The 23,117-nt window shown below is 54.4% G+C and carries 14 protein-coding genes; 11 read left to right on the top strand and 3 right to left on the bottom strand.

The window, feature by feature from the left end:
- Window positions 1–101: 101 nt before the first annotated feature.
- From HC757_RS03340 to HC757_RS03330, 3 genes are read right to left on the bottom strand one after another with little or no spacing between them, the layout of a single operon-like run.
- Window positions 102–2,735 carry an MlaD family protein gene (locus tag HC757_RS03340; RefSeq protein ID WP_169562896.1) on the bottom strand — a complete coding sequence of 878 codons (2,634 nt, stop codon included), beginning with the start codon at window positions 2,733–2,735 and terminating at the stop codon, window positions 102–104.
- Window positions 2,722–3,351: a paraquat-inducible protein A gene (locus HC757_RS03335; protein WP_169562895.1), complete on the bottom strand. Its 630-nt coding sequence runs from the start codon at window positions 3,349–3,351 to the stop codon at window positions 2,722–2,724. Before HC757_RS03335 ends, HC757_RS03340 begins: the two co-directional genes overlap by 14 nt.
- Entirely contained in the window at window positions 3,338–3,970 is a 633-nt protein-coding gene (locus HC757_RS03330) for a paraquat-inducible protein A (protein WP_169562894.1), read from the bottom strand. The genes HC757_RS03335 and HC757_RS03330 overlap by 14 nt, the downstream gene beginning before the upstream one ends.
- A gap of 196 nt (window positions 3,971–4,166) precedes the next feature.
- Here HC757_RS03330 and HC757_RS03325 point away from each other — a divergent pair, with 196 nt between their 5' ends.
- The 11 genes from HC757_RS03325 to HC757_RS03275 all read left to right on the top strand — a co-directional run bounded on the left by HC757_RS03325 (window position 4,167) and on the right by HC757_RS03275 (window position 23,092).
- Window positions 4,167–4,454 carry a YebG family protein gene (locus HC757_RS03325; RefSeq protein ID WP_169562893.1) on the top strand — a complete coding sequence of 96 codons (288 nt, stop codon included), beginning with the start codon at window positions 4,167–4,169 and terminating at the stop codon, window positions 4,452–4,454.
- A gap of 14 nt (window positions 4,455–4,468) precedes the next feature.
- Window positions 4,469–4,927, top strand: a complete 459-nt coding sequence (locus tag HC757_RS03320) for a GAF domain-containing protein (protein ID WP_169562892.1) — start codon at window positions 4,469–4,471, stop codon at window positions 4,925–4,927.
- Window positions 4,928–5,209: 282 nt separating this feature from the next.
- Complete coding sequence (gene proQ / locus HC757_RS03315; protein ID WP_211164259.1) at window positions 5,210–5,836, top strand: RNA chaperone ProQ; 627 nt, start codon at window positions 5,210–5,212, stop codon at window positions 5,834–5,836.
- A 28-nt stretch (window positions 5,837–5,864) separates the two neighbouring features.
- Entirely contained in the window at window positions 5,865–7,910 is a 2,046-nt protein-coding gene (gene prc, locus HC757_RS03310) for a carboxy terminal-processing peptidase (RefSeq protein WP_169562890.1), read from the top strand.
- 75 nt (window positions 7,911–7,985) lie between these two features.
- Window positions 7,986–10,547, top strand: coding sequence for an aminopeptidase N (gene pepN, locus HC757_RS03305; RefSeq protein WP_169562889.1), 2,562 nt, complete (start codon window positions 7,986–7,988; stop codon window positions 10,545–10,547).
- A gap of 38 nt (window positions 10,548–10,585) precedes the next feature.
- Window positions 10,586–10,801, top strand: a complete 216-nt coding sequence (locus tag HC757_RS03300; protein WP_169562888.1) for a DUF2835 domain-containing protein — start codon at window positions 10,586–10,588, stop codon at window positions 10,799–10,801.
- Window positions 10,802–11,131: 330 nt separating this feature from the next.
- On the top strand, window positions 11,132–13,174 hold the full coding sequence (locus HC757_RS03295; RefSeq protein WP_169562887.1) for a DUF1302 domain-containing protein: 2,043 nt from the start codon (window positions 11,132–11,134) through the stop codon (window positions 13,172–13,174).
- Window positions 13,175–13,186: 12 nt separating this feature from the next.
- Window positions 13,187–14,551: a DUF1329 domain-containing protein gene (locus HC757_RS03290; RefSeq protein WP_169562886.1), complete on the top strand. Its 1,365-nt coding sequence runs from the start codon at window positions 13,187–13,189 to the stop codon at window positions 14,549–14,551.
- Window positions 14,552–14,604: 53 nt separating this feature from the next.
- Window positions 14,605–15,627 carry a WD40/YVTN/BNR-like repeat-containing protein gene (locus tag HC757_RS03285; protein WP_169562885.1) on the top strand — a complete coding sequence of 341 codons (1,023 nt, stop codon included), beginning with the start codon at window positions 14,605–14,607 and terminating at the stop codon, window positions 15,625–15,627.
- Between the two features lie 28 nt (window positions 15,628–15,655).
- Window positions 15,656–17,986: an efflux RND transporter permease subunit gene (locus tag HC757_RS03280; protein ID WP_169562884.1), complete on the top strand. Its 2,331-nt coding sequence runs from the start codon at window positions 15,656–15,658 to the stop codon at window positions 17,984–17,986.
- A gap of 261 nt (window positions 17,987–18,247) precedes the next feature.
- Entirely contained in the window at window positions 18,248–23,092 is a 4,845-nt protein-coding gene (locus tag HC757_RS03275) for an NAD-glutamate dehydrogenase (protein WP_169562883.1), read from the top strand.
- The last annotated feature ends 25 nt before the right edge of the window (window positions 23,093–23,117 follow it).

Genomic DNA, 23,117 nt, shown 5'->3' with positions numbered 1-23,117 from the left:
GCCGGCGCAGGGAATCGAGGCGCACAATGAAATAAAGCCGTGCAATAAAATAAAGGGCCCTGGGCCCTTTATTTTATTGTGGGGTATGGATATGTCTGTGCTCAGTTGGCCGTCTGCCAGTCGCGCCAACTTTTCTCAGCGCTCGCATGCAGTGGCAGTATGCTGCCCTGGACCAAGGCATTGGCAGATGAGGTCGGCTCTCGGGTGGCGACGCTGATGCCGCCAACGAGTATGCTCTCCAGCGATCCTGTTTCTATCTGGGCGCCGGAGAATAGGCCAACATCTACCTTGATGCCGGAGACATTCCAGAACTTGCTGCTGTTATTGACCAGATGCTTGTACTTGCCCTCCACATGGGCCAGCATCAGCACCCTGTTGCCCGTGGCCGACAGGGTATAGCCATCGATCTGGCCTATGGCAATGCCACGGAAGAAGAGTGGGGTGCCTATGCGTATCGAGCCCAGATTGGTGTCTTCCAGGGTGAAGGTGAGTGCTGAACTGTCGAGGTTGGCGTAGGCAGTGCTGCTCATACTGGCCGCGAATGTCTGGCTGCTGTTGGCACTGTTGCCCGGGGTCACGCCGACATAGGGGCCGGTGATCAGCGTGTCCACCGCCTTTATGCCGGCGAGGGAGATCTGGGCGTCCACCAGGAAGTATTCACTGTCCTGACGACTGAAATAGTCGGCATATTCGCCATAGAGGTAGGCGTTGGCGGTCAACGTCTGCAGATCTGCGTTGAGTTTGATCTGTTGGATTTCACCGACCTTATGGCCCCGATAGCGAATGGCGGCGCCACTGGCGAGCCTGGCCGAGGCCGGGAAGGTGAGACTGATGGCCTGTGCCTGCGCCTGTGCCAGCGTCTTGGACTCATACAGGCGTTGACTGTCGGCCTTCACCTCTTCGGCGAGCAGCCCCAGGCTGATGCTGCCCTTGAGCGCGCCTTTGAGCGGTGCAACCGCGACCTCCAGTCCCGCCAGACTGGCATTGATCTCGACGGCATTGTTGCGCCAGAAGACGGTATTGGGTTTGACCAGGGCCGCGAAAGCCTGCTCGAGTGCCAGGCGGATCTGGAAAGTGTCGCTGTCGGCCTGCCAATTGACGGCCTCGACCAGGCCAATCTGCATTTTCTTGTAGTAGACGGGGGAGCCTTTCGCCAGATCGGCACCGTCCTGGCTTACCAGAGTCAGATGGGTCAATGTTTGATTGGCAAAAAATTGCTCCGCCTCCGCGGCCGAAGCGAAGAGCTTGAGTGTCGCCGCTGCGGCTAACGGCCTGTGGCTCTTGCCCGGCAGCAAGCTGACGGCACCCTTGACCAGGGTGGCGAGATCGCGGCTCTTGACCGAGACGCCATCCAGTGAGGCTTCTATCGCCAGTGCCGATTCCGGCAGCAGGTAACTGTCGCTATGCACTAAGCCGACAAATTCCGGCAAGATTTCCAGCTGATATTCGACGACGGAAAAGTCCTTGCTCAGGTTCACGCTGAGCACTGAGCCTATCTTAATCTGTTTGTATCTGACATCGGCCCCTGGCTGAATGCCGGCATTCTCATCGGCATTGACCTTGAGGAGGCGTTTCTGTGCCTGGGCCAGTTCGGGGGCCTCGTTGGCCAGAGGGTATTCGGGATTGGCCGGAATGGCGGCGTCCGCTACTCCGGGGAGAAAATTGATCACCTTGCCTGTGAGCAGGCGTTCGGCATGGCTCACGCCATTGAGCGACAGATCTGCGCCTTCGAGCCAGAAGTGGGCGTCCCGGGTCAGCAGCGAGCCGTACTCAGGATTCATGCTGGCTGTCAGCCTGACCCCATCCTTCTGGGGCTGTATGTCCCGCACTTCCCCTATGGCGACGCCCCGATAGAAGATGCCTGTGCCTTTGTTTATGCCATTGGCGTCTATGGCGGTGAGTGTCAGCATCTGGCCGCCATCGGCCTGCTCCCGCGAGTCATACAGAGGGAAACTGTCACCGTTTTCGGCCTCGAGCCCCTGTTCATTGGAATCGAAGCTGATACCGCCGGCCAAAATAGACGCCAGGCTCTCGGTGGTGACCTTGACCCCAGCCAGTGAAGCGTCGATCTGCACCCCTGAGACGTTCCAGAAATGCGAGTCTTTCTTCACCAGATGGGTAAATTGTTCCTGAATGAAGGCACTTATCAGTATTCGCTGGCTGCCTTCGAGCCGATAACTGACTATGCTGCCGACCGGTACCTGGCGATAAAACACGGGGGAGCCCACATCGAGGGATCCCAGTTTATCGGCTTTGAGTTCGATGATGACCCCCTCGCTGCCGGGTTGCATCGCCGGCGGCTCACGCTGGGCCTCGTATGAGGTTCTGGAGCCGCCGCCGCCCGGTTGCATGGCGATATAGTTGCCCGAGAAGAGCGCGTCCAGCCCCTCGACGCCCGTGATGCTGGCCTTGGGGGTGACTAACCAGAAGAGGGTCCCCTCGTTGAGAAAGCGCTCGGAGCGGTAATCGATCAGCGCCTTGACGTCGACCCCTTTGAGGTCCTCGTCTATGGCTATGTCTATGACCTTACCCACGGTCAAGCCCTGGTACCTGACCAGGGTTTTGCCTATGTCTATTCCGGTAGCGCTGGGAAAGTGGATTTGGATTTCTATGCCCGACTCCCTGATGCTCTTGATGCCGAGCCAGGCGCCCAGTGCCAGCGCGAGAATAGGCAGCAACCAAATAGGGGAGAAGAGCTTTTTCTTTACGATCTTAGGTGATTCAATTTGCGTCATCTTGTTTTTCCAATCGATCCCAGAGTAAACGTGTGTCCAGCACCTTGGCTGCCAGTTGGGTTAATAACACCACCAAGGCGAAGGCGGTGGCCGCCGGTGCGGGCTTGGCATCCAGCAGTTGCCCCATGTTGACCAGGGCGACGGTAAGGGAAATCACAAACAGGTCCAGCATGGACCAGCGGCCAATCCACTCGATAATGTGAAAACCCACCATCAACTTGCGTTTGGAGACGGGTATGTTGAAACTGATGGCGGACAGATAGATGACCAGACCGATGATTTTCAGCCAAGGCACAAGTATGCTGGCGACGAACACTATGATGGCAATGGGCAGCATGTCCGATTGGACCAGATGCAGTATGCCGGAAAGAATCGTGTCCTGGATGATCTTGCCCTGCTTGACGATAGTGGTAATGGGGTAGATGTTGGCCGGCACCAGTAAGATGGCGGCGGTGATCAGCAGTGCCCAGCTCTTCTGTATGCTGCCGTGATCCCGCTGGCGCAGGGCCTGGCCGCAGCGGCGACAGTGGCCCACCTTGCTCTGATTCAGCTGCTGACAGACATGGCACAACACCAGCCCGAGGGCCTGCCCCTGTAAACTTTCAGTGGTTTTCATCGAGAAAACTCCACATATGATCCAAGTTATATTCCCGCTGCAGGAAGAGGGTGGTCACGAATAGCATCACGAAGCAGAAAGTGCCGATACCAAAAAAGATATCTGAGAAATCAGATAATTGGAAGGCTGAAACCAAAAAGCTGATCACATAGATTTCCAGCATGGTCAGTTCGGACAACAACCCCTGATGCCGTAACAGATGCTTCAACAGCGCGCGGCCCGGGTGTGTCTTGAGGCCGAATTTTACTATCAGTATCTGGGTGAAGATAGACAGTATCAGCACCCCGGGTGCCAGCACCGCGGCAACGAGCACGGCAATGCCCACTATCCAGTAGCCTTGGTCCATGACCGCCAGCGCCCCCTGAAATACCGTCGTGGTTCTTATGCTGCCGAAGAAATGGATTTCCAGCACGGGGAAGAGGTTGGCGGGCAAATAAAACATCAATGCGGTCACGCACAGGGCCAACATGCCATTGATGGAGCAATAGGGGCTGTCGTACAGGACTGAGTGGCATCTGGGACAGATGGCCCTGACGTTGGATGGCAGCGCCCGTTTCCTGATGGCCAGATCACAGGAGCGGCATAATACCACTGAGGCGTCTCTTGTTGGTTCATCCATAGCGATATCTGGGTATCCGGTTATTCGGGGCTGTGTCGCCAAGCAATCCAGTTTCGGTAGCGTCGGTCTGAATCAAGGCGTTTTTACATCGTTAAACAATCACCTGCCGATAGTAGCAGAATAATGAGATCACTTGCATCACAAGTTGGATCTGTGCCACTCTATGCACTGTATATAAAAACAGTGCGGAGCATTCATGGCGGTTATAACACAATTTGTCGTGGTCAGAGAAGGGGTTGAAAAGATGACGTTCACATCTAAGAAGGAGGCCGATGCCTACGACAAGATGCTCGATATCGCCGATAACCTGATCCCTTTCATTCAAGAGGCTGACCTTGGACTCGACGATGCGACTTCGGAGAAGTTGGCATTCTATTTCGCGACGCGTAAAGACGAGCTGACCAACTTGCTTAAAGGTGGCGTTCAGGTTAAAAGTACGCCAGCCAAGAAACCTGCCAAGAAGGCAGATACAGCCAACTCTTAGACTAGGAACTGCCGATGAAGTCGACATTTTACGCCACTTTGAATCGCCAGGCGCAGGCCTTGCTTGCCGGTGAGGATGATCAGATTGCCGCCATGGCGAATTTTTCCGCCTTACTCAATGACAATCTCAGCGGGATCAATTGGGTCGGTTTTTACCTTAAACGGGGTGAACAACTGGTACTCGGCCCCTTCCAGGGGAAGGTCGCCTGTAGCCGTATCCCGTGGGGCAAGGGCGTCTGTGGTACAGCCGCGGCGCAGGCCAGCACCCAGAGAATCGCCGATGTGCATCAATTCGACGGCCACATCGCCTGCGACAGTGCCAGCAATTCTGAGATAGTGATCCCGGTTTTTGCCGCTTCGGAGCTTATCGCCGTGCTGGATATAGACAGTCCCGAGTATGACCGTTTCGATGCCGAAGACCAAAAGGGTCTGGAAACCTTGGTTAAAAGCCTTGAAAAGAGCCTATTTGCTTAATTTGCGTACGATAATGGACAAATCATGGTCGCATTCGGTGGCGCCCGCCTTATAATAAGCGGCTGCACGCACCGGGCCTGATGGAGATAAGTCTCAGTTTAAGGCGCGAGTGTCTTGATCCGGTAAATTGTTAAAGTCTGTTAATTTTGCTTTAGCAAACACGGCTATGATGCTAATTTGTACGTTAAGCTCCAATGAGAGTTTAACGAAGATAAACGACTCGGAAGAGGCTGATGAAGGTCAGCCAGTCACCCTGGTCCCTTTTTGACTGTGGAAGTAATGATGGAATCAACAGAAAAGTTGACCGACACCAACGCAATTCTGGCGTACTTGTATGAAAAATTTCCTTTGTGTTTTATTGCCGAAGGTGAAACCAAGCCATTAAAAATCGGGTTGTTCCAAGATTTGGCTGAAAGGTTGGCTGATGATTCTAAGGTCAGTAAAACTCAATTGAGAGTCGCCCTGAGGCGTTACACCAGCAGCTGGCGCTACCTTAAGTGTGTGAAAGCCGGTGTGCAACGTGTGGATCTCGATGGTGTGGACTGTGGCGAGCTGGAGCAGGAACACATAGAGCATGCGCAGGCTACCCTGAAAGAAAGTCAGGAAAAAGCCAAGGCCAAACGCGCAGCGCAAGCGCCTAAGCCGGCTGCGAAGAAGCCCGTCAGAAAACCAACCAAGACCCAGGCCCCTAAAGTCGAACGCAGTGCCAAACCTGCGGCGAAGGCCGAGCCGGAAGTCAAGCTGGTGCAAGCAAATCTGAGCGATTTGAAACAAAAGCAGCGTGTGAATGTCAAACTGGGTAAGTCACCGGTTGCAGGTGTGATCACCGACATTAACAAGGAAGATGTTCTGGTCCAGTTGGACAGTGGCTTGAGCATTAAGGTCCGAGCGGAACACATCCTGCTGTAGTCATAGTATTGGAAGGAGTAACTTGTTGATGCGAAAACTCACTTTAGCCGCGTCCGTCACCACCGTTTTGGTTGGTTTCCCGGCGTGGGCCTTGTCTCCTACGATTCAAATCAGCGAGTTACCCACACTTAAGCAGGAACCTCAGCATAAGGTTGCCAGTAAGAGGGTGACCGGCTTATTCACCCGTTCGCATTACCATAGATTCAATCTGGACGACGGTTTTTCCCAACAGGTTTTCGATCGTTATTTGAAGCAACTGGATTTTCGCCGCAATGTGTTGACCCAGACGGACGTGGATAGCTTCAAGCCGTACCGGAAGCAATTTGACGACATGCTGACGTCCGGAGATTTGGATTCTGCCTATAAGATGTTCGATCTCGCGCAGCAGCGCCGTTATGAGCGTTTTGCCTATGCCTTGTCTCTGTTGGATAAGGAAATAGATTTCACCGTCCCCAGCGATGTTTATCAATTCGACAGAGACGATGCCGCTTGGCCCAAAGACACGGCAGAACTCGATGAGCTGTGGCGCCAGAGAGTCAAGTATGATGCCCTGAATCTCAAGCTGACAGGCAAGAAGTGGGGCGAGATAGTCACTATCTTGCAAAAGCGCTACAACAACGCCATCAAGCGTCTGAGCCAGAGCCAGAGCGAAGATGTGTTCCAGGGTGTCATGAACGCCTTCGCCCGCAGCATAGAGCCGCATACCAGCTACTTATCGCCGCGCAACGCCGAGCGTTTCCAGATGGAAATGAACCTCAGCCTGGAAGGCATAGGTGCCGTGTTGCAGCTCGATGATGATTACACAGTGATCAAGAGTCTGGTGGCCGGAGGCCCTGCTGCCAACAGCGAGAAGCTGGCACCGGAAGATAGAATTGTCGGTGTCGGTCAGGAAGATGGCGAGATAGTCGATGTCATCGGCTGGCGTCTCGACGACGTGGTCGAACTCATCAAGGGCCCCAAAGGCAGCAAGGTGGTGTTGCAGATCCTCCCCAAGAAGGGCGGCGCCAATGCCAAACCCGTCAATGTGACCATAGTGAGAGACAAGATCCGCCTGGAAGACAGGGCGGCGACCTCCAAGGTCATAGAGCCTCAGGAAGGGCCTTACGCTCACCGTAAGGTGGGGGTGATAGACATCCCTGGGTTCTACATGAATCTTTCCCAAGACGTGTCCAAAGAGCTGGTCAAGCTCAACGAAGCCAAGGTTGAAGGTGTGGTCATAGACCTGCGCGGCAACGGTGGCGGCGCCTTGACCGAAGCGACCCTGTTGACAGGTTTGTTTATCGACATGGGACCCGTGGTACAAATTCGCGATGCCAATGGCAACGTCTCGCAGAACCGTGACAACGATGGCCAGAGTGCCTATGGCGGCCCCCTGACTGTGATGGTCGACAGATACAGCGCTTCTGCGTCGGAAATCTTCGCCGCCGCGCTGCAGGACTATGGCCGTGCCCTGATCGTCGGCGAGTCCACCTTCGGCAAGGGCACGGTGCAGCAGCATAAGAGCCTGGGGCGTATCTATGATATGTATGACAAGCCGATAGGCCATGTGCAATACACCATAGCCAAATTTTATCGCATCGATGGCGGCAGCACCCAGCTCAAAGGGGTGACACCTAACATCGCCTTCCCGAGTGCCCTCGAACCCGGAGAGTATGGCGAGGCGGAAGAAGCCAATGCCTTGCCTTGGGACAGGGTTCCGGTGGCGCAATACAGCACGCTGGGAGAGATCTCCAGCGACTTGGTTGCCAGCCTGGAACAGAAGCATTTAAACCGGATTAAGACGGATGTTGAATTCAATTATGTCTTCCAGGATATCAATGAATTCAAGAAGCATCATAAGGAGAAGTCGGTTTCTCTGGTTGAGAGTGAGCGTTTGGCATCCCGTGAGGCCGACGAGAAGAAGCAATTGGATCGCATCAACGAACGCCGTCTGGCGCAGGGATTGAAAGCCATAGCCTCGTTGGACGAGAACACGGATGATGTCCAGGCGCCGGATGCCTTCCTCGATGAAACCGCCTACATCACCCTAGATCTGGTCGATGCCGAGAGAGTGGCGAAAAACAGCGCTAAGTAAGCGCGGTGGCAACAGGAAAAAACGCGCTTAAGGCGCGTTTTTGCTTATATGAAATAAAACAGGGGAAGTGTCTATATGTCACAGCAAATGGCTAAATTTCTTAAAGATTATCAAGCGCCAGACTTCAATATCACCCATATCTCGCTGAATTTTAATCTCGAGGCCGCAGCGACCCGGGTCAGCGCCAGGAGCCGCGTGCTGCGCAGCGGCGAACACGGGGCGCCTCTGGTATTGGATGGCGATGACTTAACCCTTATCTCGGTACGGCTCAATGGCCAGCCGGCGGAGTTCAGCCAGGCCCAGGGGCAGCTGAGCATAGCCACGGCATTGAATGAATTCGAACTCGAGATAGTGACCCAGCTGGATCCGGCGGCGAACTCCAGCCTCGAGGGGTTGTACATGTCCGATGGCGCTTATTGCACTCAGTGCGAGGCGGAAGGCTTTCGCCGTATCACCTATTTCCTCGACCGTCCCGATGTGTTGGCCAGGTATGATGTCAGGATAGAGGCAGATAAGCAGTTATTCCCCTTCCTGCTGAGCAATGGCAATTTGATGGACACGGGCGACTTGGCCGAGGGACGTCATTATGCCTGCTGGCAAGATCCTTTCCCCAAGCCTGCGTACCTGTTTGCCCTGGTCGCAGGTGATTTCGATTTGCTCGAAGACGAATTTGTCACCCGCAGCCAGCGCCCGGTCAAGCTGCAGGTCTTTGTCGATAAAGGCAATCTGCATAAGGCGGATCACGCCATGGCGTCCCTGAAAAAATCCATGGCCTGGGACGAGTCCAGGTTTGGCCTGGAGTATGATCTCGACATCTATATGATAGTGGCGGTGGATTTCTTCAACATGGGAGCGATGGAGAATAAGGGCCTGAATATCTTCAATACCAAGTATGTGCTGGCCGACAAGATGACGGCCACGGATGAGGATTACCATGGCATAGAGTCTGTGGTTGGCCATGAGTATTTCCATAACTGGACAGGCAACAGAGTCACCTGCCGTGACTGGTTCCAGCTGAGTCTGAAGGAAGGCCTGACTGTGTTTCGCGATCAGGAGTTCAGTTCAGATCTGGGCTCGCGGGCGGTCAATCGTATTCATGCCATCAAGGTGATCAAGAATCAGCAGTTCGCCGAGGATTCGGGTCCCATGGCGCATCCGATACGCCCGGAATCTGTGATAGAAATGAACAATTTCTATACCGTCACCGTCTACAACAAGGGCGCGGAAGTGATCCGCATGTTGCATACCTTGCTGGGTGAGGCTGCGTTTCAGGCAGGGATGAAGTGCTATTTTGAGCGTCACGATGGTCAGGCTGTGACCTGTGATGATTTTGTCCAGGCGATGCAGGATGCCAGCGGAGTCGATCTCAGCCAGTTCAGGTTATGGTACAGCCAGGCGGGAACGCCGGTGGTGACAGTGAGCGACAGTTTCGATGCCACAAGCGGCCGCTACAGCCTCAAGATAACGCAACAGCCGAGTAGCAGCGTGAATGCCGATGCCGGTCAGCCCCTGCATATTCCCTTCGCCCTCGAGTTGCTCGATGCCCAGGGGCGGTCGTTAGTGAACCGGGTGCTGGATGTCAAAGAAAGCCAGCAGAGCTTCGAATTCGAGGGGCTGACTCAGGCCCCCGTGCCGTCCTTGTTGCAGGACTTTTCGGCGCCGGTGAAGCTCAACTATGACTTCAGCATAGAGCAATTGGTCCATCTGCTGCGTTTCGCCAGCAGCGAGGTGGCCCGTTGGGAAGCCTCAGTCAGCCTGGTGAGCCAAGCGATTTGGCATAATGTGGCCCAGCTGCAGCGTCATGGGTCCATGCTGCTCGATCCCAGGGTGGCAGAGGCCTTCAGGGGCGCGATTCTGGACGCTGATCTGGACCCTGCGCTGTTGGCCGAGATCCTCAGCTTGCCTTCGGCGTCGGCCCTGATTGAGCAGGCTGAGTCTGTCGAGCTCGATGCCTTGGCCCTGGCCAGGGAGTTTGTCCTGGATACCCTGGCCGTCGCCTGTGAAGACGAATTGCTGGCCCGCTATCGGGAGCAGGCCAGCTTGGACTGTGCCGCCGCCAGAGCCCTGAAAAACGCCTGCCTCGGCTGGCTGAGCCGGGTATCCCCGGTTCATGAAGCCTTGGTGCTGAGTCAGTTTAACACTGCCGACAACATGACGGATGCGTTGGGGGCATTGCAGGCGGCCAATGGGGCCGAGCTGGACTGTCGTGATGAGTTGATGGCAGCCTTTGAAGCCAAGTGGCACGACACCCCGCTGGTGATGGACAAATGGTTTGCCTTGCAGGCGACCCAGAATGTCCCCGAGGTCATAGACAGGATCAAGGCGCTGACCCAGCATCCTGGTTTCAGTTTCAGTAATCCGAACCGGGTGCGCTCCTTGATAGGCAGTTTTGCCGCGGCCAACACCTATCAGTTCCACCGTATGGACGCCAAGGGCTATGAGTTTATTACCGACTGTTTGGTCGAGCTCAATAGCCTCAATCCCCAGGTGGCGGCGCGGATCATCACGCCGTTGATCCAGCTGGGTAAGTTTGACTCGGCGCGGCAGGCATCGATGCGCGCCTGCTTGCAGCGTTTGCTGGCATTGCCCGACTTATCCAAAGATCTGTTCGAGAAAGTCTCCAAAGCCCTGGCGTAATTCATGGAGGGGGCGGCGGTAACGCCGCCCTGTATCTGATGCGGGTTTATTTCACCCTTAATCTGAGCTATCAAGATTTTTTACCTTATTACCAAGGGTTGGCCGACAAGGTTGTGGTTCGCGATACCCAGGGACGCGTGCTGAAGATCAGCGGGCGTCATTTTCGTCCCTTCCTGACCGAGCAGGGCGTGCAAGGTCAGTTTGTCTTGGTTCTGGATCCCCGGGGCAATTTGCTGTCTTTGACGTCGAGCTAACTCAAAGTTTATTAGAGTATTTACTTTAAACGCTCGACTGAATTATACCTCTGTATACCGGCCCGGGTTTCTATTCTATCTAGTTGATCTCTAGCCGATTATCATGCTTCTTTGCGGCCATTCGGCCCCTGTCGCCGGCAGATTCAAATCAAGCGTTCGTTTTATTGCGGTAAAACGCAGCTAAGTCCTCAATTCTCTGGAAAATTTTCTGCGTTTGCGCCTTGCCGTCGCTTGTTAAATGCTGTAACAATGACGTTACCTGTAGGCTAACAAGATGTTGGTTGAAATTCCTATAACGAAGAATCCAGCAGGTTACGGAGAGAAGCTAAAATGAATATTGTTAAAAATTGTTTTAACAAGTCGGCGCTTGCTTTGGGGGTAGCGTCGGCACTGAGTCTGGGAATGATCCCCGACGTCAAGGCAGTGTCATTCGATTGGGGAGATGTCCAAGGGACATTCGACTCCACTTGGACAGCCGGTGCCAGCTGGCGTGTCGGTGCCCGCGACTGGGAAGGCCAGATAGGCAAGGTGAATCAACCACAGTTTGATTGGTCGGGTTACAGTGCCTTCGGTAATACCATTTACAACTCGCAAGACACCTGGGCTCAGCCGGGCTCTTACTCGAGCAACAACGACTTGAGTAACCTCTTGTACTCCAAGGGCGACACCACCTCGGAAATTTTCAAGGGGCTGCACGAACTGTCTCTGAAGTATGAAAACTTTGGTCTGTTTGCCCGTGGCATGTATTTTTACGATCGTAAGCTCAACGATGGCAACTATGATTTCAACGATCCGCTGACCGGCGAAAAGTTCGATCCCTGTGCCGACAAGCGCGCCGAAGAGGTTCAGTGTAAAGACCTGCGCCTGCTCGATGCCTTCGTATACGCCAACTTCGACTTTAACAATGGCGCCAACCCCCTGTCGATCCGTGTGGGTAAGCAAGTGGTATCTTGGGGTGAGAGTGCCTTGATTTCTCACGGTATTGCCGAGATTAACCCCGTCGACTTGAACATTCTCAACGCCCCCGGCGCCGAGTTGAAAGAAGCCTTCAGGCCTCAGGGTATGGTATGGGCATCGCTCGGGATCACCGACTCCCTCTCCATGGAGGCCTTCTACCAATACGATTGGCAGCCTATCTGGGTTCCTACCCCAGGCTCCATCTTTGCGACCAATGATTTTGCCGGCTTCGGTGGCTACAATCAAAATGCCCAGCTGGGATTCAACGCCAACCCCGACATCAACCTGGATTTCCTGCTCGCCGAATACTCACGTCTCGGTGCCATGCTCAACAGTGGCCATCAGTTCACTGCCACAGAATTGGGTAATATGGCGTTGGCATACCCCACCAAGGTGACCCTGATTGAGGATGAGCTGGAGCCGAGTGACTCGGGTCAATACGGCATCAAGCTCGGCTATTATGCCCCTGAGCTGGGGGAAACCGAGTTTGGCCTCTATTTCATGAATTACCACAGCCGCCGGCCACTGATCAGTGGCACCACGGCCAACTTTACCAGTGGCGCCTTGCTCGGTGATCTTGCCGTGGTCGGGCAAAACGCCGATAACATAGATCGCGACTTGTTGCTGAGCCTGAAGAGCTTCTCCAAGGCGCAGATAGTCTATCCGGAAGATATCAAGCTCTATGGCTTCAGCTTCAATACCCTGATAGGGGATACCTCGGTTGCCGGTGAAATCGCCCATCGTCAGGGTGAGCCGCTGCAGATTGATGATGTTGAACTCCTGTTCGCCGCCATGCCGCAACAGCTGGCCAACGCGGGCATTCGTCCCGATCTGGATGGTATCTCCCAGATGGAGACCTTTGCCCCGGGCGAGTATGCAGATGGCTTCATTCGCCGGGACACCACCCAGACACAGATGACCTTTACCCACCTGTTTGGTCCCACCTTGGGCACGGATAACCTGACCATGCTGGCCGAAGTGGGTGGCGTCTGGATCCATGACATGCCGGGCTTCGATGAGCTGCGCCTGAACGGCCCGGGTACGGCACGTTCGGGTGGTAATCCGGACATGCCGGGGATCATCCAGGCATTGCAGGATGGCCCCGAGACCAATCCCTTCCCAACCGACTTCGCCTGGGGTTATCGCATAGTGGCCAAGGCCGACTTCAATAACCTGTTTGCCGGCATCAACATGTCGCCAAGGATGATCTTCTCTCACGACGTCAAGGGCATCACACCCGATCCCATCTTCCTGTTTACCGAAGGCCGCAAGTCGATGGCCGTCGGCCTCAACTTCGACTACCAGAGTCGTTGGGGAGCGGATCTGTCCTACAACAATTTCTTCGGCGGTGTAGGAACGACCAATGCGATGGCAGATCGTGATTATATTTCTTTCAATATCAAGTATTCGATTTAAAAGGACAGCAGCATGAATAAACTGACGTTATTGTCGGCCGCCGTCATTATCGGGCTGAGTGCCCCGGCGGCACTGGCGAAGGTCTCCCAGGTCGAGGCGGCCAAACTCGGTGTCGAGTTGACCCCGCTCGGCGGCGAAAAAGCCGCGAATGCCGATGGTTCCATTCCTGCGTGGAATGACGGCATCACCAAGCCGGTTGCGGGTTATACCAAGGGCATGCATCATCCGGATCCTTTTCCCGGCGATAAGATAGAAATGACTATCACCAACGCCAATAAGGACCAATACAAGGCGTACCTGACGCCGGGACAGATGAAGTTATTCGAACTGTATCCGAGCACTTTCAAGATGAATGTGTATCAGACCCGGCGTACTGCCTCTGTGCCGCAATTTGTCTATGATGCCACCAAGGCCAACGCCACCCGCGGCGAGCTGGTCGCCAATGGCAATGGGGTTTCAGGCGCGGCTATCGGGATCCCTTTCCCCATTCCGGCCAATGGCCTCGAGGCCATCTGGAACCATATATTGCGTTTCCGTGGTGTGGACGTCGAGACAGAGCGCAACCAGGCGGCACCCACCAAGGGGGGCGACTACACCTTGGTCGAACTGTCGGAGCAACTGCGCTTCGAGTATTCCCGTCCGGATATGACGCCCGAGAAGCTCAAGCAGGAGAATACCCTGGCACTGTTCAAGCAGGTGGTCACTCAGCCGGCGCGCCTGGCGGGTACCGCACTCCTGGTGAAAGAGACACTGGATCAGGAAGCGCTGCCACGTCAGGCCTGGACCTATAACACAGGACAGCGCCGGGTTCGCAAGGCGCCCAACGTGGCGTTCGATACGCCGGGGACTGTGTCCGACGGCCTGAGAACCACCGACGATTACGATATGTTCAACGGCTCGCCCAGTCGCTACAACTGGGAGTTGGTCGGCAAGAAAGAGATCTATATTCCTTATAACGACTACAAGTTGCATTCGGATAAGCTGAAGTATGATCAAATTCTGACGCCAGGACATATCAATCCAGAGTATGTGCGTTGGGAAAAGCACAGGGTATGGCAGGTCAGGGCGACACTCAAGCCGGGGATGCGCCACATCTATAAGGTACGCGACATGTACCTGGATGAGGATTCCTGGCAGGTCTCGATAGCGGATCTGTACGATAATCGTGACGAACTCTATCGGGTCGCGGTGGCGCACGGACTCAACTATTACGAGGTGCCGACACCTTGGAGTACCCTGGAAGTGTTCCACGATCTGCAATCCCGTCGCTATCTGGCGATCGGCTTGGATAACGAAGGCCGCATGTATGACTTCGATGCCAAACTGACAGAGGCGAATTTCACCCCGGATGCGCTCAGACGTGCAGGTATCCGCTAATACATCAGCAGACGGGGGCGCAGCGCGCCCCTCATTAGTTTAAGGAAGTTTGTATGCCGTATCGCATGCTTCGTCTAGTGTGTGCTGTGGGCGCATTGTCCGTGTCGGCACTCGTATCCGCGACCCCCAACCTGGATCCTCTGACCTCCCAAATACAGCCATTGGCCGTGTCTTCTCTGGTGCTCGACATTGGCAAGGCCGGCGACACTCTGGTTGCGGTCGGAGACAAGGGCCATGTGCTGCTCCATGGAAGCGCGGATGAGGCCTGGCACCAGGTGGCAACGCCCGTGACAAGCCTGTTGACCAAGGTGTTTTTCCTCGATGCCAAGCTGGGCTGGGCCGTGGGCCATGATGCCAGCATAATACATACCCGTGACGGCGGGCAGACCTGGACGGTGCAGATGCAGGCACCCGAGATAGAGAAACCCTTGTTTGATGTGGTGTTTTTCAATGCAAATGAAGGGATCGCCGTAGGTGCCTATGGATTGTTTTATCGCACCTTGGATGGCGGGGAACATTGGCAGGAAGAATTCCATCAGGAACTCCTGTTCGAAGAGGATGTGGCCTATCTGGCCGATCTGAAGGCCAACGATGAAGCCGCCTATCTCAGCGAGCGTGCCTCCTTGCTGGCGCACTTCAACCGTATTCTGCCCCTCAAGGATGGTCGCCTGTTGCTGGTCGGCGAGCTTGGCATGCTGGCGGTGTCAGCCGATAAGGGCAGGCAGTTCAGCCGTCTGGAGCTGAACTACGAAGGTTCCATGTTTAACGCCGTAGAGCTAGATGACGCCGTATATGTGATGGGCCTGCGCGGTCATGTGTTTAAGTCCGACAGCAGCTTACAGGCGTGGCAGCCGATAGCTATCCCGGCCAGCTCATCGATCAATGCGGCCTTGGCCGGTGAGCAGGATGATTTGATCCTCATAGGCAATGCCGGGGTGATCATCGAAGTGAACGGCTCCGGGCAGGCGTCATTGCTGGCCCGCCGTCAGGGGGAAAACCTGGTGGCCATGGCCAGAGACGCCAAGGGCAATCTCTGGCTGGCAGGCTCTCAGGGGTTGTTCATTTTCAAGCAGTAACCTATTAAAACAATAACAGGGCCTAAAGATGTTAGAAAAACTGGTCAACGGATTTGAAACTTTTTTATTTCGCCATCGCCTGCTGGTCATAATCGGGTTCGCACTGATGACACTGGTGTTGGCATATCAGGCGAGTCAGCTGAAGATGGATGCGGCTTTTGTAAAAAACATCCCGCTGAATCACAGCTATATGCAGACTTACCTCAAGCACCAGAAACAGTTTGGTGGGGCAAATAGCATCATGGTGGCGGTCGAAGATACCAGTGGCAATATCTTCAATGCCAATTATTTCGACATCCTCAAGAATGTTCACGATCAGCTGTTCTTCATTCCCGGCGTCGACCGCTCACAGGTGAAGTCGTTATTTTCACCTTCGACCCGTTTCACCGAGATAGTTGAAGATGGGTTCGCCGGTGGCCCCGTGATCCCGGCGGATTTTTCTACCTCAGAAGCCGGACTGGAGACGGTACGCAACAACATAGAGAAGGCGGGCATAGTCGGCCGCCTGATTGCCAACGATTACAGCGCCGCCATGCTCACGGCGCAATTGATGGACTTCGATCCCCAAACCGGCAAGCCACTGGATACCATCGCCTTCGCGGCGCAGCTTGAAAAAGAGCTGCGGGGCAAGTTTGAAACCGACAAGGTGAAAATTCACATCATAGGTTTCGCTAAAATGGCCGGCGACGTCGCCGATGGTGCCAAAGGCGTGCTGTTGTTTTTCCTGATCGCCATCTTGGTCACTGCGGTCATGGTGTATCTGTTCTCCAAGTCCGTGGTGCTGACCCTGCTGCCACTGGTGTGCAGCCTGATCGCCGTGGTTTGGCAGTTGGGGCTGTTGACCGTGATAGGCTTCGGCTTGGATCCCATGTCTATCTTGGTGCCTTTCCTGGTCTTTGCCATCGGCGTGAGCCACGGGGTGCAGATGATCAATGCCGTGCGCCGGCGGGTGCTGGACGGCCAGACCAGCAAAGCGGCCGCCGCCAGTGCGTTCCGCAGTTTGTTGGTGCCGGGTGGGGTCGCCTTGTTGTCGGACACTGTGGGCTTCTTGACCTTGCTGTCCATCGACATAGGCATCATACGTGAGTTGGCGATTTCGGCTTCGCTCGGGGTGGCGGTGATCATACTGACCAACCTCATTCTGCTGCCCTTGGTGTTGTCTTTTGCCAACTTGAAAGGGGCCAAAACCCCCGTTGCCCAAAGGGCTGAGGCGTGCGGCGCACCCACGGGTGTGGACTGGATATGGCGTACCCTGTCGCGTTTTGCCACGCCGAAATACGCGCTGATGGTGTTGCTGGCAACGGCTGTCTTGTACGGCTTTGGCTTTCAGCAGGCAGGCCAGATGAAGATAGGGGATCTCAAGGGCGGCGCCCCGGCGCTGCATCAGGATTCGCGTTATAACCAGGATACCTTCTATATCACAGATCATTTCTCCATCACCACAGATGTGATGACCATCATAGTCGAGGCCCCGCCCGAGGCCTGTACCTATCACGACGTGTTGGCGCAGATAGATGAATACGAATGGTTGATGAGCAACACGCCCGGGGTGGAGTCGACCGCGAGTCTGGCTTCTATAGCCAAGAAGGTGAACGCCGGTTTCAACGAAGGCAATCCCAAGTGGCAAGTGCTGCCGCGCAATACCGCCAGCCTGGTACAGGCGATAGGCAGGATCCCCACTACCTCCGGGCTGCTCAACGGTGATTGCTCCGTCATGCCTGTGTACTTATTTCTCAAGGACCACAAGGCCGAAACCATAGAAGTGGTCGTAGCCAAGGCCAAGGCGTTGGCGGCCAAGATGGACACGGATAGCCTCAAGTTCAAGCTGGCTTCCGGTCCTGTGGGGGTGATGGCCGCGACCAATGAGGCAGTGGCGGCGGCACAGTTGCCCATGATGCTCTATGTCTATGGTGCGGTGTTTGTGCTGTGTTTGATGAGCTTTAAATCCCTACGGGCCACCATAGCGGTGATCTTGCCTCTGTATGTGGTCTCTACCCTGGCACAGGCGCTGATGACCCGGCTCGACATAGGGCTGGCGGTCAGCACCTTGCCGGTGATCGCCCTGGGGGTCGGCATAGGGGTGGATTATGGCATCTATATCCTGTCGACCATGTCGGTGAAATTACGCGCCGGCATGGCGGTGCAGCAGGCTTACTATGAAGCCTTGGTCGAGCGGGGCAGTGCGGTGATCTTCACCGGCTTGACCCTGGCGATAGGCGTCAGTACCTGGTTTTTCTCGGCACTCAAGTTCCAGATGGATATGGGCATACTGCTGACCTTCATGTTTTTGGTGAACATGCTCGGAGCCATAATTATCTTGCCGTCGCTGGCGGCCATTTTCTGGCGTAAAGCCCGCTGAACAAAGCAATGGGGAGTATGACTCCCCATTTCTTTTTGAATACTTAGTCTAAAGAACCGATTGTTTCTTCATCGTGCTTGCTTGCTTCCCGTATTTGCTGGATTTGTAGAGGCTGTACCACTAAAATTTTGCTCGAAATGTGGTGGATTTAGTAATAGACTTCGCGCAATGGCTCAGACCTTAACATTTGCGCGAGCCATTAAGCCGAAGCATCCAAATAATGAAAAAAGCGCTGCCATAGACGCTTAAGGAAACAGCAACATGGCCTTGAAAGATGCAATGCCTTCAGTACTACTTGAAAATGTAGTTAGATTGATTGACTCCAAAGTCCCTAGTTCACAAGCAAAACAAGTTGGCCAATTCGCGACTTGCCTCTACGCCCATATGTCGAAGGACGATCTTAACGCCCGTAACGACAGCGATCTCTATGGCGCGGTCCTGAGCTTGTGGAATGCACTCAACAAGACCCCAACCAACGGCACGCATATCCGCGTGTTCAACCCAAGCCAGTCCAAACACGGCTGGCAATCCACCCATACCATTATCGAAATCATTCAGCCTGACATGCCATTCTTGGTCGACTCGGTCGGTATGATCTTGAATCGTATGGGGATCACAGCACACATGATGCTGCATACTCCCTTGGCTATCACCCGTGATGCCGGCGGTGTTTCCCAGGTCACCTATGCCAAAGACAGTCCTAAAAACGCTGAGCACATTGCCGTATTCCTTATCGAAATCGACAGGCAAAGCAGCAACCAGGACATCAAGGCACTGGAAAAAGAAATCGAATCTGTGCTGGGAGATGTGTCTGCGTCTGTGAATGACTGGCAAGCCATGTCGGATAAACTGAGCAGCACCATCAAGGAACTGCCTACACGTCCTTTCCCTGGGGATAAGCAGGAGCTGGAAGAAGCGATTAATTTCCTCACCTACTTGAATAATCATCATTTTACCTTGCTCGGCTATCGTCAACACGAACTTCGCCGTATCGAGGGCGATGTCGAACTGGTGCCGAACATTCCCAGCAGCCTGGGTCTGATGAATAAGCCGGGTCATACGCATCAGGAAAAAGTGCTGATGTTGTCCAGCCTGTCCGAGTCGGCACGCAAGGAAGCCCTGGATGCGAGCCTGCTGGTACTGACCAAGAGCAGTTCCAAGAGCCGGGTACATAGACCCGCCTATGTTGATTACATAGGGATCAAGCGCTTCGACAAGCAAGGCAATGTGATAGGCGAAGATAGATTCATAGGCCTGTACGCCTCGAACCTGTATAACCGTAGTCCAAGGGAAATTCCCATGCTGGCCGAGAAAGTCCAGCGAGTGATGGAGCGCTCGGGTCTGACGCCACGCTCACACGACTATAAGGCACTGCTGAATATTCTCGAAAACTTGCCCCGCGATGAGCTAATCCAGGCCAGAGTCGACGAGTTGGCCAACATGGCCCACGGCGTGTTGGAGATGCAGGACAGGGATAAGTTGAAACTCTTTGTACGCAAAGATGGCTTCGGCCGCTTCTTCTCCTGTCTGGTGTATGTGTCCAAAGACAGATACAACACCAAACTGCGCCAGGATACCCAGCGTATTCTCGCCCAGCATTTCCGCAGTACAGAAGATGTAGAGTTTACGACTTATTTTTCCGAGTCGAGCCTAGCCAGGACTCACTACATAGTGAAAGTCGATGATAATAGTATGGATGTAGATGTGTCAGCTATAGAAAACAACTTAATCGAAGCGGCGCGTTCGTGGGAAGATAAGGTCAACAGTGCACTCAACAGTGCCCTGGGAGAGGATGCGGGAAATCGCCTGCTCAAACGTTATTTCAACGCCTTCCCGCCAAGCTATAAGGAAGATGTCCTGCCCAGCTCGGCCGTGGTCGACATGCAGCACCTCGAAGCGTTGGACGACAACCATAAATTGGGCATGTTGTTCTATCAACCCCAGGAAGCCGTGCTGAATAACAACAAGGTACGCCTTAAGTTATTCCACAAGGATGAGCCTATCCACCTGTCCGATGTGCTGCCCATGTTGGAAAACTTTGGCCTGAGGGTGATCAACGAACGCCCCTACGAGGTCAAGACCTCCGACGGTGCGACCTTCTGGATTCTGGACTTCCAGATGACGGTCAAGGGCGCGGCCACTGAAAACCTGACCGACAGCCAGGACAGATTCCAGACGGCGCTGTCACAGGTATGGCAGAAGAAGCTGGAAGACGATGGTTTCAACCGTATGGTGCTGGCCACAGGCCTCAGCGGCCGTGAAGTTTCAGTGCTGCGTGCCTACGCCAAGTACATGCGTCAAATAGATGCGACCTTCAGTCAGGCATACATAGAAGAAACCTTCAGCCGCTATCCGCAGATCGCCGACTTGCTGGTGAAGATGTTTATCCGCAAGTTCAATCCTAAACTGAAGACCCGTACCCTGGGCAAGTTTATGGAGCAGATCAACCTGCGTCTGGATGAAGTCTCCAGCCTGGATGATGATCGCATCATTCGCCGCTATCTGGATTTGATCAATGCGACCCTGAGAACCAACTTCTACCAGGTGACCCCTGAAGGCGAGCCTAAGAGCTATATTTCCTTTAAATATTCACCGGCACTGATCCCTGAAATGCCGCGTCCACTGCCGAAATATGAGATTTTCGTCTACTCGCCCAGAGTCGAAGGCGTGCATCTGCGTGGTGGCAAGGTCGCCAGGGGCGGTCTGCGCTGGTCCGATCGCCGCGAAGACTTCCGTACCGAAGTACTCGGCTTGGTCAAAGCCCAGCAGGTTAAGAACACTGTGATAGTGCCTGTGGGAGCCAAGGGTGGTTTCGTTTGTAAACAACTGCCGACCGAAGGTGGCCGTGAAGCCTTCTTCACCGAAGGTCAGGAATGTTACCGCTTGTTTATCCGCGGTTTGTTGGATATCTCCGACAATATCATCAACGGTGAGATAGTGGCGCCGGTGGACGTGGTACGCCACGACGAAGACGATCCTTACCTGGTGGTGGCAGCGGATAAGGGGACAGCGACCTTCTCGGACATAGCCAACGCCATCGCCATCGAATACGGTTTCTGGCTCGGCGATGCATTCGCCTCGGGTGGCAGCAACGGTTATGATCACAAGAAGATGGGGATTACCGCCAAGGGTGCCTGGGAGTCGGTTAAACGTCACTTCCGCGAAGAAGGCGTGGATTGCCAGAGCACAGATTTCACTTGCCTCGGCATAGGTGACATGGCCGGTGACGTATTCGGTAACGGTATGTTGTTGTCTGAGCACACTAAGCTGGTGGCCGCATTCAACCATATGCATATCTTCATCGACCCGAATCCGGACGTCGCTGCCAGCTATGCCGAACGTCAGCGCCTGTTCGTCTTGCCGCGCTCCAGCTGGGAAGACTATAACGCCAAGCTGATCTCCAAGGGCGGCGGTTTATTCCTGCGCTCGGCTAAATCTATCCCGCTATCGGCCGAAATGAAGGCCATGTTGGGCACAGAAAAAGCCACCATGACGCCGCACGAACTGCTGAAAGAATTGCTGAAAATGCCGGTGGATCTCATCTGGAATGGCGGTATCGGCACCTATGTTAAAGCTGCCCGTGAGACCCATGCCGAAGTAGGAGATCGTGCCAACGACGCGATTCGGGTCAATGGTCGTGAAGTCCGCGCCAAGATCATAGGCGAGGGGGGTAACTTAGGTTGCACTCAGTTGGGTCGTATCGAGTATGCTGCCAATGGCGGCCGGATAAATACCGATTTCGTCGACAACGTAGGCGGGGTTGACTGTTCGGACAACGAAGTCAACATCAAGATCTTGCTTAACGCCTTGGTGGCCGACGGCGAGATGACCCTGAAGCAACGCAACCGTTTGTTGGAAGAGATGACCGAAGAAGTCGGTCAGATAGTACTGCAAGATTGTAAAGATCAGACCCGTACCATCTCTGTGACTCAGGTACATGGTGCCGAGCAGTTGAAAGAACAGATACGTTTCATTCAGTATTTGGAAAAAGATGCCAAGCTGGATCGGGCGTTGGAGTTCCTGCCATCGGAAGAGGAACTGGCCGAGCGCCTGGCGAATGGCCGTGCCTTGACCCGTCCTGAACTGTCTGTGTTGGTGGCCTACGCCAAGATGCTGCTCAAAGAGCAGTTGGTGACACCGGAAATCACCGATAACTCTCTACTCAGCCAGCTGCTGATCAAATATTTCCCGCAGAAACTGCAGGAGAAATACAGCGAACAGATGGCATCGCATCCACTGCGCGGTGAGATTATTGCGACCTCTCTGGCCAACGAACTGGTCAACAACATGGGGATGAATTTCGTTCAGCGTATGCAGGACGAAACCGGTGCTTCGGTGGCCGAGGCGGCGATCTGTTATACCATTGCCCGTGAAGTGTTCGGTTTGGATGAGTTGACCAAATCCATTTCGGCGCTCAATGGCATTGCCCCTGCCAGCGTGCAAGGCGAGATGCTGTATCAGCTGCGCCGCAACATGCGCCGGGTTTGTCGCTGGTTCCTGCGTCACCGCAACCGTAATTTCAGCATAGAGCAGAGCATTGCCTTCTATAAGCCGGTATTCAGCCAGCTTGAAGCCAATGTGCATAATTACATGGTCGAGGATGAAGTGGCCGGTATCGACGCCGAGATAGCCCAGCTGGTCGAGGAGAAGGTGCCCGTCGAAGTGGCGACTCAGGTTGCCAACATGAGCACCCTGTTCTCGGCACTGGACATTGCCCAGATAGCCCAACTCCAGGATAAGCCTGTGGCACTGGTGGCCGAGACCTACTTCAAGTTGGGTGCCAGAGTCGAGCTGCATTGGTTCCTGAACCAGATCAGTGCCCAGCCCGTGGCTAACCATTGGCAAGCCCTGGCCCGAGCGGCCTTCAGGGAAGAGCTGGATTGGCAACAAAGAGCGCTCAGTTCTGTGGTATTGAAAACCTGCAGCGAGACCTGTGATGCCGATACCGTGATTGCCCAATGGTTAGAGAGCAATCAGGGACTGCTGGAAAGATGGTTCCACATGCTGGCCGACTTCAAGACATCTCAGAGTCATGAATTTGCCAAGTTCTCGGTTGCATTGCGGGAATTGAACCTGCTTATCCTTCATTGCGAAGGTCCTAAGTAAGGCGTTGTTAATGTCTTAAGCCCTG

This window comes from Shewanella salipaludis (assembly GCF_012911865.1).
Lineage (GTDB): Bacteria > Pseudomonadota > Gammaproteobacteria > Enterobacterales > Shewanellaceae > Shewanella > Shewanella salipaludis.
The sequence above is the reverse complement of the archived record's forward strand: the minus strand, read 5'-3'. Positions and strand labels throughout refer to the sequence as shown.

Bases quoted from the DNA above. Each gene is read 5' to 3' on its own strand.
- HC757_RS03340 (WP_169562896.1), bottom strand. From the start codon at position 2,735: ATGACGCAAATTGAATCACCTAAGATCGTAAAGAAAAAGCTCTTCTCC.
- HC757_RS03335 (WP_169562895.1), bottom strand. From the start codon at position 3,351: ATGAAAACCACTGAAAGTTTACAGGGGCAGGCCCTCGGGCTGGTGTTG.
- HC757_RS03330 (WP_169562894.1), bottom strand. From the start codon at position 3,970: ATGGATGAACCAACAAGAGACGCCTCAGTGGTATTATGCCGCTCCTGT.
- HC757_RS03325 (WP_169562893.1), top strand. From the start codon at position 4,167: ATGGCGGTTATAACACAATTTGTCGTGGTCAGAGAAGGGGTTGAAAAG.
- HC757_RS03320 (WP_169562892.1), top strand. From the start codon at position 4,469: ATGAAGTCGACATTTTACGCCACTTTGAATCGCCAGGCGCAGGCCTTG.
- proQ (WP_211164259.1), top strand. From the start codon at position 5,210: ATGGAATCAACAGAAAAGTTGACCGACACCAACGCAATTCTGGCGTAC.
- prc (WP_169562890.1), top strand. From the start codon at position 5,865: ATGCGAAAACTCACTTTAGCCGCGTCCGTCACCACCGTTTTGGTTGGT.
- pepN (WP_169562889.1), top strand. From the start codon at position 7,986: ATGTCACAGCAAATGGCTAAATTTCTTAAAGATTATCAAGCGCCAGAC.
- HC757_RS03300 (WP_169562888.1), top strand. From the start codon at position 10,586: ATGCGGGTTTATTTCACCCTTAATCTGAGCTATCAAGATTTTTTACCT.
- HC757_RS03295 (WP_169562887.1), top strand. From the start codon at position 11,132: ATGAATATTGTTAAAAATTGTTTTAACAAGTCGGCGCTTGCTTTGGGG.
- HC757_RS03290 (WP_169562886.1), top strand. From the start codon at position 13,187: ATGAATAAACTGACGTTATTGTCGGCCGCCGTCATTATCGGGCTGAGT.
- HC757_RS03285 (WP_169562885.1), top strand. From the start codon at position 14,605: ATGCCGTATCGCATGCTTCGTCTAGTGTGTGCTGTGGGCGCATTGTCC.
- HC757_RS03280 (WP_169562884.1), top strand. From the start codon at position 15,656: ATGTTAGAAAAACTGGTCAACGGATTTGAAACTTTTTTATTTCGCCAT.
- HC757_RS03275 (WP_169562883.1), top strand. From the start codon at position 18,248: ATGGCCTTGAAAGATGCAATGCCTTCAGTACTACTTGAAAATGTAGTT.